The sequence below is a fragment of the Micromonospora sp. NPDC005291 genome, assembly GCF_040607415.1.
Classification (GTDB): Bacteria; Actinomycetota; Actinomycetes; order Mycobacteriales; family Micromonosporaceae; genus Micromonospora.
Genome location: NZ_JBEXGR010000029.1, coordinates 31,087 through 44,329, shown reverse-complemented (window position 1 = coordinate 44,329; position 13,243 = coordinate 31,087). Strand labels below are relative to the sequence as shown.

The 13,243-nt window shown below is 71.5% G+C and carries 11 protein-coding genes; 6 read left to right on the top strand and 5 right to left on the bottom strand.

What is annotated here, in order from left to right; translation table 11 throughout:
• Positions 1-2,118 carry a glycogen debranching protein GlgX gene (gene glgX / locus ABZT18_RS28595; protein ID WP_354995808.1) on the bottom strand — a complete coding sequence of 706 codons (2,118 nt, stop codon included), beginning with the start codon at positions 2,116-2,118 and terminating at the stop codon, positions 1-3.
• A 331-nt stretch (positions 2,119-2,449) separates the two neighbouring features.
• On the opposite strand from glgX, the gene ABZT18_RS28590 reads away from it, so the two are divergent.
• From ABZT18_RS28590 to ABZT18_RS28570, 5 genes are all read left to right on the top strand, one after another.
• The gene (locus tag ABZT18_RS28590) at positions 2,450-3,895 is read left to right on the top strand and encodes a glycosyltransferase family 4 protein (protein ID WP_354995809.1); all 1,446 of its coding nucleotides are present in this window, start codon (positions 2,450-2,452) and stop codon (positions 3,893-3,895) included.
• Positions 3,896-4,149: 254 nt separating this feature from the next.
• Positions 4,150-4,497, top strand: coding sequence for a metalloregulator ArsR/SmtB family transcription factor (locus ABZT18_RS28585; RefSeq protein ID WP_354995810.1), 348 nt, complete (start codon positions 4,150-4,152; stop codon positions 4,495-4,497).
• A complete protein-coding gene (locus ABZT18_RS28580; RefSeq protein WP_354995811.1) occupies positions 4,494-4,961 on the top strand; it encodes an SRPBCC domain-containing protein in 468 nt (155 codons plus the stop codon). The genes ABZT18_RS28585 and ABZT18_RS28580 overlap by 4 nt, the downstream gene beginning before the upstream one ends.
• Positions 4,958-5,314 carry a nuclear transport factor 2 family protein gene (locus ABZT18_RS28575; protein WP_354995812.1) on the top strand — a complete coding sequence of 119 codons (357 nt, stop codon included), beginning with the start codon at positions 4,958-4,960 and terminating at the stop codon, positions 5,312-5,314. Before ABZT18_RS28580 ends, ABZT18_RS28575 begins: the two co-directional genes overlap by 4 nt.
• A gap of 63 nt (positions 5,315-5,377) precedes the next feature.
• Positions 5,378-6,022: a maleylpyruvate isomerase N-terminal domain-containing protein gene (locus ABZT18_RS28570; RefSeq protein WP_354995813.1), complete on the top strand. Its 645-nt coding sequence runs from the start codon at positions 5,378-5,380 to the stop codon at positions 6,020-6,022.
• Positions 6,023-7,093: 1,071 nt separating this feature from the next.
• Here ABZT18_RS28570 and ABZT18_RS28565 read toward each other — a convergent pair.
• The 4 genes from ABZT18_RS28565 to ABZT18_RS28550 all read right to left on the bottom strand — a co-directional run bounded on the left by ABZT18_RS28565 (position 7,094) and on the right by ABZT18_RS28550 (position 12,196).
• A complete protein-coding gene (locus tag ABZT18_RS28565; RefSeq protein WP_354995814.1) occupies positions 7,094-8,377 on the bottom strand; it encodes a citrate synthase in 1,284 nt (427 codons plus the stop codon).
• A gap of 174 nt (positions 8,378-8,551) precedes the next feature.
• Entirely contained in the window at positions 8,552-10,516 is a 1,965-nt protein-coding gene (locus ABZT18_RS28560; RefSeq protein ID WP_354995942.1) for a sulfatase-like hydrolase/transferase, read from the bottom strand.
• 82 nt (positions 10,517-10,598) lie between these two features.
• The gene (locus ABZT18_RS28555) at positions 10,599-12,029 is read right to left on the bottom strand and encodes a class I SAM-dependent methyltransferase (protein ID WP_354995943.1); all 1,431 of its coding nucleotides are present in this window, start codon (positions 12,027-12,029) and stop codon (positions 10,599-10,601) included.
• 17 nt (positions 12,030-12,046) lie between these two features.
• Positions 12,047-12,196 (bottom strand): hypothetical protein, encoded by a 150-nt coding sequence (locus ABZT18_RS28550; RefSeq protein WP_179778832.1) that lies wholly within the window; start codon positions 12,194-12,196, stop codon positions 12,047-12,049.
• 190 nt (positions 12,197-12,386) lie between these two features.
• Between ABZT18_RS28550 and ABZT18_RS28545 the strand changes: the two genes are divergently transcribed.
• Positions 12,387-13,241: an arginase family protein gene (locus ABZT18_RS28545; RefSeq protein ID WP_354995815.1), complete on the top strand. Its 855-nt coding sequence runs from the start codon at positions 12,387-12,389 to the stop codon at positions 13,239-13,241.
• Positions 13,242-13,243: the final 2 nt, after the last annotated feature.

The following is a 13,243-nucleotide window of genomic DNA, read 5'->3' as shown; positions in this document are numbered from 1 at the left end:
TCAGATCGTCCTCTCCAACACCACCAGGGAACGGTCCGGCACCCGGATGGTGCCGCCCGCGCTGATCACCGTGACGTCGTCCGGGTCGGGTTCGGCGGTGCTGATCACCCGTTCCCACTTCTGGCCGTACTCGCTGCCGGGCAGGGTGAAGTCCAGGGGCGCGTCGTGGGCGTTGAAGCAGAGCAGGAACGAGGCGTCGTGGTGGCGCTGGCCGTACTGGCCGCGCTCCCGGATGCCCTCGCCGTTGACGAACAGCGCCACCGAGCGGCCGAAGTCGTTGCCCCAGTCCTCGCCGGTCATCTCCCGTCCGTCGGGCGTGTACCAGGCCAGGTCGGGCAGCGGCTCGTCAATGCCACGCCCGCCGACCGGCAGGCCGGTGAAGAACCGGCGGCGGCGGAACACCTGGTGCCGTTTGCGGAAGTCGGTGAGCGTACGGACGAACTCCAGCAGCTGTTCGTCGGCGTTGTCCCAGTCGACCCAGGCCAGCTCGCTGTCCTGGCAGTAGACGTTGTTGTTGCCGTGCTGGGTGCGGCCCAACTCGTCGCCGTGGCCGATCATCGGCACGCCCTGGGAGAGCATCAGGGTGGCCAGGAAGTTACGCCGCTGCTTGGCCCGCAGGGCGAGCACCGCCTCGTCGTCGGTGTCGCCCTCGACGCCACAGTTCCAGGAGCGGTTGTGGCTCTCGCCGTCCCGGTTGTCCTCGCCGTTGGCCTCGTTGTGCTTGTCGTTGTACGACACGAGGTCGTTGAGCGTGAACCCGTCGTGGACGGTGACGAAGTTGATGCTGTGGAACGGGCGACGCCCGTCGTCCTGGTAGAGGTCGGCGGAGCCGGAGATCCGGGACGCGAACTCCGCGAGGGTCGCCGGCTCACCGCGCCAGAAGTCTCGTACGGTGTCGCGGTATTTGCCGTTCCACTCGGTCCACAGCGGCGGGAAGTTGCCCACCTGGTAGCCGCCGGGGCCGACGTCCCACGGCTCGGCGATCAGCTTGACCTGGCTGACCACCGGGTCCTGCTGCACCACCTCGAAGAAGGTGGAGAGCCGGTCGACCTCGTAGAACTCCCGGGCCAGGGTCGCGGCCAGGTCGAAGCGGAACCCGTCGACGTGCATCTCCTGCACCCAGTAGCGCAGCGAATCCATGATCAGTTGCAGGGAGTGCGGGCTGCGAACGTTGAGGCTGTTGCCGGTGCCCGTGTAGTCGACGAAGTAGCGCCGGTCCTCTTCGCTGAGCCGGTAGTAGCTCGGGGCGTCCACGCCCTTGAAGCTCAACGTCGGCCCGAGATGGTTGCCCTCGGCGGTGTGGTTGTAGACCACGTCGAGGATGACCTCGATGCCGGCCGCGTGCAGCGCCTTGACCATGCCCCGGAACTCCTGCACCTGCTGGCCGGTCCGGCCCAGTGCCGAGTAGCCGTGGTGCGGGGCGAAGAAACCAATGGTGTTGTAACCCCAGTAGTTGCGCAGCCCCAGGTCGTTCAGCCGGTGGTCGTGGATGAACTGGTGCACCGGCATCAGCTCGATCGCGGTCACCCCGAGCCGGGTCAGATACTCGATCATCGGCGGGGAGGCGATGCCCGCGTACGTGCCGCGCAGCTCCTCCGGGATGTCCGGGTGACGCATGGTCAGCCCACGCACGTGTGCCTCGTAGATCACCGAGTGGTGGTAAGGGGTGCGCGGCGGCCTGTCGTTGCCCCAGTCGAAGTACGGGTTGACCACCACCGACTTCGGCATGAACGGCGCCGAGTCGGTCTCCGACATCCGCTCCGGCTCGGCCATCTCGTAGTCGTAGACCGCCGGGTCCCACGTCACGTCACCGTCGATGGCCTTCGCGTACGGGTCGAGCAGCAGCTTGTGCGGGTTGCAGCGCAGCCCGTTCGCCGGGTCGTACGGGCCGTACACCCGGTAGCCGTAACGCTGACCCGGCTCGATGCCCGGCAGGTACGCGTGCCACACGTACGCGTCCACCTCGCGCAGCTCGACCCGGCGCTCGGCACCGGTGTCCCACTCGTCGAAGAGGCACAGCTCGATCCGCTCGGCCACCTCGGAGAAGATGGCGAAGTTGGTGCCCATCCCGTCGTAGGTGGCGCCCAGGGGATACCGCTCGCCCGGCCAGACCTGCATCTCGCTCCCTCAAACCATGGTCATGTGCGCACTGCGCCACGAGCGCGCCGACGGAGGCCGCCCACGCGCACGCGGGTATTGCCCCCCGCCCCGGCACGCCAATCCATCCTTCCAGGCGATGCCCGGAATCCACCTGTCTGATGCGCGCTACACCCCTCAGGTGTCCTCCGTCACCTTGGCCCCTCTCAGGGTGCGTTATCGCGCTCGATGCCCTTTGCTGGTTGGGGACACGCGCACGCGCGTGCCTCCTCGGCCCTCGGCCACCCCTTACACCTCTCGCTCCGCCGCCACTGACGTCGGCGCGCACCACCATGCATGGACGGAGATTGATGTGACGACCCTGCGGGTCGACGAGCAGCTCGCTGCCACCAAGGACCGGACCCACCGGCCCACCCTGACCTCCCGGCCCCAGCTTTCGACGCAGCCCGGTCTTTCCGCGCAGCCTGGCGCAACCGTGCCGACGCAGCCCAGCCTCGGAGTGCCCCCGCAGACCCGCCGCATCCTGATGCTCTCCTGGGAGTACCCGCCGGTGCTCGTCGGCGGCCTCGGCCGACACGTCCACGCGCTGTCGGTGGCGCTGGCCGCCGCCGGCCACGAGGTCACCGTCGTCACCCGCCACACCGAGGGCGCACCTCTGGAGGAGTACGCCGACGGCGTCCGCATCCTGCGCGCTCCCGAGGACCCGGTGACCTTCCCCCTCGCCACCGGCAGCCTGCTGGCCTGGACGATGGCCTTCAACCACACCCTCACCCGCACCGCGCTGCGCGCCACCGAAGCCGGCACCTACGACGTCATCCACGCCCACGACTGGCTCGTCGCCCACACCGCGATGACGTTGCGCGACCACCTGGACATCCCGCTGGTCACGACCATCCACGCCACCGAGGCGGGACGGCACCAGGGCTGGCTGCCGGAGGAGATGAACCGCACCATCCACGGCGTCGAGCAGTGGCTCAGCAGTGAGTCCGGCCGGGTGATCGTCTGCTCCGGTTACATGCGCGACGAGGTGAACGCACTGTTCGGCGTACCGTCCGGACGGGTCGACGTGGTCGCCAACGGCGTGGAGCCGCACCGCTGGCGGGTGCCGGCGCGTGCCGTGGCCGCCGCCCGGGCCCGGTTCGCCGGGGACGGCCCGCTGGTCACCTTCGCCGGCCGCCTCGTCTACGAAAAGGGCGTGCAGCACCTGATCGCCGCACTGCCCCGGCTGCGGGAACGGCACCCCAGGCTGCGCGCCGTGATCGCCGGGGACGGCCCGTACCGTGCCGAGTTGGAAGCTGAGGTGCACCGCCGCGGCCTCGGCGACGTGGTCACCATGCCGGGCTTCCTCGGCGGCACCGACCTGCCGGCGCTGATGGCGGCGTCCGACTGCTTCGCCGTGCCGAGCATCTACGAGCCGTTCGGCATGGTGGCCCTGGAGGGCGCCGCAGCCGGCGCGCCCCTCGCCGTCGCGGCCACCGGCGGCCTCGCGGAGATCATCGAGCCGGGGAAGACCGGGATGACCTTCCGCCCGCACGACCCCGACGGCCTGACCGACGCCGTGGACGCGCTGCTGTCGGACCCCGATCGCGCCCGCGTCATGGCCCGTCGCGCCCGGCGGATGGTTCAGGACCAGTACGGCTGGGCGGCGATCGCCCAGCGCACCGCCGCCAGCTACGCCGCCGCCATCGCCACCGACGCCGCGTGCACCGCCCAGCGCGCCGAGCAGCGCATGTCCCAGGGCCGCGCGCTTCCGGCGCTCCCCGAGGGCAACCTGCTCGCCGCCGCCGGCCTGCGCTGACCGCGGTCCCGCGGCCCGGTGCCGCTCGCTGATCGACTCCGCCGCGCTCGCCCGCCGCTCGGCCGGTCGCGCCGCTCGCTGATCGGCCAGTACCCGCTGCCCGCCGCTCGGCCGGTCGCGCCGCTCGCTGATCGACTCCGTGTCGCCGATATTGCGGTGTCCCTGCCCCGGGATACCGCAATATCGGCGACCCGGCGCGCCCGCCTTCGCAAACATGGGATTGCGCAAACGATCGTTTGCATTAGGGTGGCGTCATGTCCACCTCACTCGCGGCGCCTGGCCCCGATCTCGACTCGGCCTTCGCCGCTCTCGGCGACCCCGTCCGTCGCGCCCTGCTGACGCGTCTCGCGCGGGGTGACGCCACGGTGGGTGAGCTCGCCGCACCGTTCGACCTGACCCCGCAGGCGATCTCCCACCACGTCGGCGTCCTGCGACGGTGTGGCCTGGTCGAGCAGCGCCGCGAGGGCACCAGACGTCCCTGCCGGCTGAGGGCCGATCAACTCTCGCTGCTCGGTGGGTGGATCGACGACCAGCGCCGCGCCTGGGACGACCGACTCGACGCCCTCGCACAGCATCTCGGCGACGACGGAGCGGTCCGTTGACCGCCAACGCAGAGCTCCGTGGCGACGAACTGATCGCCCGGCGTCACTTCCGGGCGGCCCCTGAACGCGTCTGGGCCGCCTTCACCTCACCGGCAAGCATCGCGAAGTTCTGGGGTGGCTCGCACGCTTCCGTACCCCCGGAGTCCGTGACCGTGGACCTGCGGCCCGGCGGCGATTTCGCACTCGACACCCGCGCGCCGGACGGCGCGTCGCACCGGCTGCGGTTCGTCTACGTGAGCGTCGACGCCCCGCATGAGCTGGTGTTCGACGAGCCCGTCACCGGCCTCCGCACGACCGTCACCGTCCAGCCCGCCGGCGACGGCACGGACCTCACCGTCCACCAGCGTCGGCTGCCCCCGGAGCTGCGCAGCGCCCAGGCAGTCGACGGGCTCGCCTCGATCCTCGACGCACTCGCCACACACCTGCGAGACGACGAAGCCCGACCACAACGGAGAACGACATGACGCAGACGATCCAACGCGACGTCGTCGCGGACTACTTCGCCGGTTTCCGGACGAGCGACCACCCGCGCATCCTCGCGACCCTCACCGATGACGTCGAGTGGGTCATCCACGGTCACCGGACCACGCGCGGCAAGGCGGAGTTCGACGGCGAGATCGAGAACCCCGCGTTCACCGGCAGCCCTGAGCTCGACGTCCAGCGCGTCTATGAGGACGGCCTGGTCGTCGTCACCACGGGCGAGGGCGGTGGCGTCAGCGTCGAGCACGGGCGGTTCCGGTTCGCCTTCAACGACTTGTTCACGTTTCGCGACGGTCTGATCGCGCGCGTCGATTCCTACCTCGTTCCGCTGCCCTGATCCGAGCAGGCGCGGGGCTCGGCGAGGTCTGCGCCGGGCTGCCGCGACTGTCAGAATGTGCGGATGTCTCGCCCTGTCGACGCCCTGGATTCCACCTTCCCCGTCGCCGCCTCGATCGCGCTGGACCTGATCCGGCGCTCCGAGGTGTCCGAGCAGTGGTCGCGTCCGAGCGTGCTGCCGCACCTGTCCGTGGGCGGGCTGGCGTGCCACCTGGGGCGTCAGGCGGTACGGGTGGCAGAGCTGCTGCCGATGCCGACCGACCTGCCTCTCCTGGAGTCGGCCGACGGCCACTACGAGCGGGCCTCCTGGGTCACCGAAGGCGTTCCGGACGAGGCCTCGGTCGCCTCCGGTCCGGATGAGGCAGACGCGGCACGGGGCCCGGCCGACCTACACGCCCGCTCCGCCTCCGCGCTGGAGGAGGTGGGCGACCTGCTCTCCCGAGGGGCGGCCCGCGACGTCGTGCCCATCCCATGGCAGGGCTGGTCCCTGCGGCGCAGCGAGTTCCTGCTCACCCGCCAGCTGGAAATCGTGGTCCACTCCGACGACCTCGCGGTGAGCGTCGGCGTGCCGACGCCGGCGTTCCCGGCGGACGTCTTCGACCCGGTGCGCGACCTGCTGGTGCGGCTGGCCGTACGCCGCCACGGCCAGTCCGCGCTGATCAGCGCACTGAGCCGCAGCGAGCGAGCACAAGACATCTCCGCCTTCTAGAGGCTCACCCGCGCGGACCCCGCAGCTCGTCGGCCGCCTACAGCTCGCGAGCCCTGTCGAGCTGCCCCAGAAATGGGGCGTGCGGCCACCCCGAGGCCCAGAAATGGGGTGGCGGCCACCCCGAGGCCCGGAGATGGGGCGTGCGGCCACCCCGAGGCCCAGAAATGGGGCGTGCGGCCACCCCCGAGGCCCGGAGATGGGGTGGCGGCCACCCCCGAGGCCCGGGAACGAGGTGAACCGCCACCCCAAGACCCGCATTGAGGTGCAGGGCCGCCGCAAACCCGCCAAGGACGGACCCTCGCCGCTTGATCGACTCCATGTCGCCGATATGGGGGTGTCCCGGCACAGGGATACACCCACATCGGCGATATGGAGTCGATCACCGTGGAACCCGCCTCCACCGCCGCAGGATGACCCGCGCGACAGGGACTGATCGGGCAGAACGGGCGCCCTTCGCCCGGTCCGGCCGTTACACGAGGGGACCGAGCCCACGGGGCAAGCTCATTGGCAGGCAAAGGACCCCCGATCACCGTGCGCCGAGGGCTTGGGACGTACAACACAGGCCCGACCACACGGCACGACCCGCCGACCCGACCCGACGGCACGACCCGCCGACCCGACCCGACGGCACGACCCGCCGACCTGAGCCGACGGCACGACCCGACGGCATGACCCGACGGCACGACCCGACCGACCCAACCCGACAGCCACGACCCGACCCGACCAACGCGACAGCCACGACCCGACCAACCGGTAGCCACGACCCGACCAACCCGACCCGACCCGACCCGACCCGACCCGACCCGACCCGACCCGACGGGACACCAACCCACCCCAGCAACGCCGCCGCCCACCACCCCACCCCCGACCGCCAGTCCCACACGACCCGACGCGGCCGCACGACCGGGTTCGGATGCGCGGCCGGGTTGGCGATGACGCGCCGAGGGCACGCCCCAGATATGGGGCAGCTCTACAGGGCCTGATGCAGGTACCAGGGCGTCGGCGGCGGGAACGCGGCAGGCCGCCGACCCGGGTGGGTCGACGGCCTGCCGGTGGTGCGAAGAGCGGAGGTCAGCGCTCGGCGAAGGGGACGTAGTCCCGCTCGGCGGAGCCGACGTAGATCTGCCGCGGACGGCCGATCTTGGTCTCCGGGTCGTTGATCATCTCGCGCCACTGGGCGATCCAGCCGGGGAGCCGGCCGAGCGCGAAGAGGACCGTGAACATCTTCGTCGGGAAGCCCATGGCCTTGTAGATCAGGCCGGTGTAGAAGTCCACGTTCGGGTAGAGCCGACGGGAGACGAAGAAGTCGTCGGCGAGCGCGATCTCCTCCAGCTCCATGGCGATGTCCAGCAGCGGGTCGGGCTTGGCCATCCGGCCCAGCACGTCCTGCGCGGCCTTCTTGACGATCGCGGCCCGCGGGTCGTAGTTCTTGTAGACCCGGTGGCCGAAGCCCATCAGCTTGACGCCGTCCTGCTTGTCCTTGACCTTGCGGACGAAGGACCGGACGTCGTCATCGCCGGCGTGGATCTGCTGGAGCATCTCCAGCACGGCCTGGTTGGCGCCGCCGTGCAGCGGGCCGAACAGGGCGTTCACGCCAGCGGAGACCGAGGCGAACAGGTTGGCGTTGCTGGAGCCGACCAGCCGGACGGTCGACGTGGAGCAGTTCTGCTCGTGGTCGGCGTGCAGGACGAAGAGCATGTCCAGCACCTTCGACATCACCGGGTCGACCTCGTACGGCTCGGCCGGCACGCCGAACGTCATCCGCAGCAGGTTGTCCACGTACCCCAGCGAGTTGTCCGGGTAGAGCAGCGGCTGTCCGATGGACTTCTTGTACGCGTACGAGGCGATGGTGGGGACCTTCGCCATGAGCCGGACCGTGGAGATCTCCACGTGCTCGGAGTCGAACGGGTCCAGGCTGTCCTGGTAGAAGGTGGACAGGGCGCTCACCGCGGACGAGAGCACCGCCATCGGGTGGGCGTCCCGGGGGAAGCCGTCGAAGAAGCGACGCATCTCCTCGTGCAGCAGCGAGTGCCGCCGAATCCACTCGGTGAACTCGGTCAGCTGCTGCTCGCTCGGCAGCTCACCGTAGATGAGCAGGTAGGAGACCTCCAGGAAGGAGGACTTCTCGGCCAGCTGCTCGATCGGGTATCCCCGGTAACGCAGGATCCCCGCGTCGCCGTCGATGTAGGTGATCGCGGATGAGGCAGCGGCGGTGTTCACGAAACCGGGGTCGTACGTTGTCATCCCGGTTTCTTTCAGCAGCTTGCTCACCCCGACACCGGCGGGGCCCTCGACCGCAGGATGTACCGGCATCGACAGCTGCCCACCGGGGTGATCGAGCTTGACTTCCGTCATGTGGTTCCTCGCTTCGCCGGCAGATCTACGTTGAATTGCCTTCGCTTCTACCGTAATTGCGGCTTGGTGGACAACGCCCGCCGTGGTTCGGCGGTGAGGTATGCGTCACCCGATTCCCGACCGGACCGAAGGGAAACCCGGCATCCCGGCACGCGGGACAAACCCTGGATCGGGTCACGACAGGACGAGGCGTCGCAGCGTGCCGTCCTTCGCGACCTGGTAGACGTCGAGCTGGTTGGTGCCGGCGTGGAACAGCTTGTCGTCGCTGAGCAGCGCGGCGAACCGGCGTCCGCCGGGGTCGGGCGGCACCACCGGGACGACGGCCCCGATCCGACCGTTGACGGCAACCGCCAGCAGCGTGCCGTCCGGGATCCCGTCCGGGACGTCTCCCCACACGAGCGCCGGGAGGGTGCCGGTGTCCGGGTCCATGGCCGTGAAGGCGGCCAGGTCGGCCACCCGGGCACTGCCTCCGGCCGGGCCGGCGCGCACCTCGGTGCCTACCAGGGGGTGCGGCGTCGGCAGCGGCGGCGGGGCGGGCACCCCACCAGGGAAGGTGATCGGTTCGCCGGGGCGGTCGTAGAAGTGTTTGGTGCCGTCGGTGCGGGGGGCCTGCCGGGCGGAGCGGCCGTCGACCCGCCAGGGCAGCCGGATGCCGGCCTCGTCGGCGACGGTCGGCAGCAGGTCGACGTGCTCCCAGTTGCGGTCGTCCACCCGGCCGGCCTGCTGCCCGGGCTCCTTGACGAACATCGGTACCCACGCGACCTCGCCGGCGGCGGCCTTGATCGCGTCCATGCCCCGGCCCTGCGCACCGGGGTGGAAGCTGACCCCGTGGTCGGCGGTGACCACGACGAGGGCCTGGTCGTAGAGGCCGCTGGCGCGCAGCGTACGCAGTGTCTCGCCGATCAGCCGGTCGGTGTAGCCGAGCTGGGCGAGGTGCCGCTGCCGGGCCAGCTCGACCCAGCCGGCGCCGTCATTGGGCAGGTCCTCGGGGGCGTCGTAGCGCGCCCCGGACGGCAGGTACGCCCACGGCGAGTGCGGCATCAGCAGGTGCAGGAAGTGCAGGGTGGGTCGGGGCGTCGGCTTCAGCCCGGCCAGGAAGCTGGTGAAGCGGGCCGGCTGGTTGTCGTCCAGGCTGTCCCAGCGGAACTTCGGGTCGGCCGGCACCGGCTCGGCGGCGTCCAGGCCGGCCTCGGCCCGGGTCTGCTCCCGGTAGGAGTCCTCCGGGTCGACCCGGGTGGGTGTCGGCCCGGCGACCTGGCCGAACAGTTTGCCGGTTTCCCGGACCAGCACGCCGAGCCCCTGTTCCGGGGTGACCGGTTGCTCGCAGCGGCTGGGCGGGCAGAGCCGGGTGATGCTCTCCTCGGCCTGGATGTCGTAGAGGCCGCCGAAGGCGGTGAAGATGTTGTCCGGGTACTGCGAGTAGTGGGGGGCGACGGGCCGCGCCGGGTAGCGGCCGGTGAGCATCGCGGGCAGCGCGTTGGGCGTCCACCCGCTGACCCCGGTGGCGTTGCGGTACCAGGTCGAGGTGCCGGCCAGCTCGGCGAAGTGCGGGAACCGGGCCGCGTCGATCCGCCCGTCGGCGCCGAGCAGGCTGACCAGCGGCAGCTCGTCGAGGATCAGCATGACCACCGGCGGGTGCACGGCCGAGCCCTGGGCGGTGCCGGCCGCGCCGCCGTCGGTGCGCGGCAGCACCACCGCCGAGGTGGGCGAGGCGAGCAGGAAGAGCGCCACGAAGGCCACCGGCCCGGCGGCGGCCAGTCGCAGCACCCGGCCCGGCGCCCGCCACCGCCGGTGTGCGACCGCGCCGCCGGCACCGGCTAGCACGGCCACGAGCAGCAGGGGTACGCCCCGAAGCGGCGTCACGTGCCGGCCCACCTGCACGGCGAGGGCGGCGAGCAGCAGCCCGACCAGCCCGGTGTGGGTGAGGGCGCGGGCGGTCCGGCCGGCCAGTCGGCTGAGCGCGCCGAGCAGTGCCACCGGCACCGTGGGCACCACCGCCACCAGGGCGGTCAGCAGCAGGATCTGGGCCGGGTCGGCGCGGTGGAAGAGGAAGAAGTCGGGGCTGCGGCCGAGCACGTCCAGCAGTGGCTGGGTGACCACCAGCCCGACCAGCGCGACCACCTCCAGCAGCCGGCCCAGCTCGCCCCGCCAGCCCCGGTCCCACCGCCCGGCGGCCGGGCGTGGCGGCTCGTCCGGAGTCGGCGGGTCGACGGAGGCCGGTTCAGCCACCCATCACCGTCCGGTAGAGCGTGCGGGTGCCGGAGGGCAGTTCCAGCCGGTCGGTGATCCGGCCCCGGGCGGTCAGCAGCGCCTCGAAGGTGTCACGCCGGTAGTCCGGGAAGAGACCGGCGGGCTTGTTGGCCAGCAGCCGGGTCGCCATCGGATCCTCCGGGTGGACGAACTCCACCACCACCACGCCGCCCGGCACGGTCAGCCCCGCCAGCCAGTCGATGACCTCCGGCAGCGGCACGTTGCGCCCGATCGCCAGGTGGTGCACCAGGGCCAGGGCGAGCACCACGTCGGCGGACGCCCGCTCGGCGAAGCCGGCCCGCTCGACGCCCCGCCAGCCTCCACCGGGTGACGGGTCGGCCAGGTCCAGCACCAGCGGCAGGATGCGTCGCTGCCCCTCGGACCGCAACTTTCGGTACAGCTCATCGACCACGGCCGGGTCCTGCTCGACGGCGACCACGTAGTCGGCGTGCCCGGCCGCCAACCGGGAGTACCGGCCGTCGTTGGCGCCGAGGTCGAGCACCAGGCGAGGACGGGCGCCGGCGGCCACCGAGGTCGCCACGAACTGCTCCTTCGCCACCCGATCCCGGGCGGAGTAACCGCAGGTGCGCTGGTAGTCCGACCAGTGGCTCTCGGCCGGACGACGGTCCAGCCGGCGGACCAGCTTCTCGATGCCGCGTACGGTGGCCAGCAGCAACTCCCGGGAGAAGCCGGCGGCCCGCAGTTGATCGCGTACGTCGCTGGTGCTGGCGGCGGCGTTGCGTTGCTGCATGGCCCCGTGCAGGTGCAGGTGGGTCAGCACGCCGGGGCGCAGTCGGCGGGCCCCGCCGAAGAGTGGCCGGAGTTCGTCGGCCTCGATGCCGTCGACCCGGGCGCGCAGCCAGGGCTGGAAGTCGACGCCGAGGTGGGCGGTGAGCATCAGCGGGTAGAGCACGGTCTGGCAGAACTGCCGGTAGCCGGCCCACGGTTCCCCGTCGCGTACCGGCTCGAAGGAGCCGATGTCGATGAAGACCGGCTCCGCGCCCCGCCACTGGAGGTTGTACGCCGAGCCGTCCTTGGTGGTGAAGCCGTCGGTGAGGGCGGCGCGCAGGACTTCCAGGTGCAGCAGCGCGGCGTCGCGCAGCATGCTGAACGACCACTCGTACGGGTGGGAGACGAACGGGATGCGCTCGTGGCGTAGCACGGCGGCCCACGGTGCCCCGGTCGCGGCGGGCACCAGTGTCGGCGGGGCGTCCTCGGTGGCGCAGACCTTGCGCGCGGCGACGAGCGCCGGGAAGAACGTGCTGCCGGCCAGTGCCCGCCAGTGCTCGGCGGCCTGGGTGTCCAGCCCCCGCAGCACCTCGTCGCCGACGTGGAAGACCCGATTGGCCGGGTCGCGGAAGGAGGCGGGCTCGGGCCGTACCCCCGTGGGTGAGATCGCCATCGCCGGGACTGGCCCGCTCACCGCTGGTCGGTCGGTTGCCGGCGGAACCGGTCGACCAGGCGTCGCCAGTAGAGCTTGGCGGCGACCGCTGCGCCGGCCACCCCGCCGACGACCGCCTGCACGATCAGGCTGCCGGATCCCGCGTCCAGGTAGGCCAGATGTCTCACCGATCGCTCCTTGCCCTCGCCCGTCTCGACACCGGCTCGCAGGTGCGCAGCGATGAGGCTTTTGACCCATTAAGCCGGACTTGTCCCTCACCGTACGCTGCTCGTCATCCGTGTACCGGGCACATTGGCGGACTCCCAGCCTCGCCACAGAATGCGGCCGCGGCACCGCCCCCGCCGGTACGCTGCGGACGTGCGTTGGGTCGTGGTGGACGCCCCGTTGGACTCCTCCGGAGCCGGCCGCGGCGAGGAGCGGGCCCCAGCGGCCCTGCGCCGGGCCGGCCTGCTCGATGCCCTGGATGCCGACGACGGCGGGTGGGTCGACGAGGCGCGGTTGCGCGACTCGATACGGGATCCGGCGAGCGGGGTGATCGGCGCCGCCGGCCTGCGCCGGGCGGGAGCGGCCATCACCGCACGGGTCAGCGGGCTGATCGCGGACGGCCACCGACCGTTGGTGCTCGGCGGGGACTGCGCGATCCTGCCCGGCATCTGTCGGGCCCTGCCGCGGTCGACGGAGTTGTGGTTCGTCGACGCTCACCCGGATTTCCTCGATGGCACGACCTCGCCGACCGGTGAGGCCGCCGACATGGACCTGTCGGTGGTCACCGGGCACGGCCCCGGACCCGACGGCGCACTGCTCGATCCTGGCCGCGTACACCTGCTCGGGCACCGCCCGGCCACCGACGAGAGCAGCAGCGTCGAGGCGGCCCGGATCGACCCGGCGATCCACCAGGTGCCCGCCGCCGAGCTGCTGCGCCGAGGCGCCGGGGCGGTCGGGGCGGGCCTGGTCGCCGGCGGGAGCGGGCCGGCCTGGCTGCACCTCGACCTGGACACGGTGGACCCGCTCGACCTGCCGGCGGTGACCTACCCGGAGCCGGACGGGTTGCGCTGGCCGGACCTGATCGCGCTGATCACCCCACTGGCCCGCGCCGACCGGCTGCTCGGGATGAGCGTGGCTGACCTGAACACCGACGAGGACCCCGACGGGCGTCACACGGGACGCGTCGTCGAGGTCCTCGCAGAGGTGCTGGGCAGAGTCGACGGCTGACC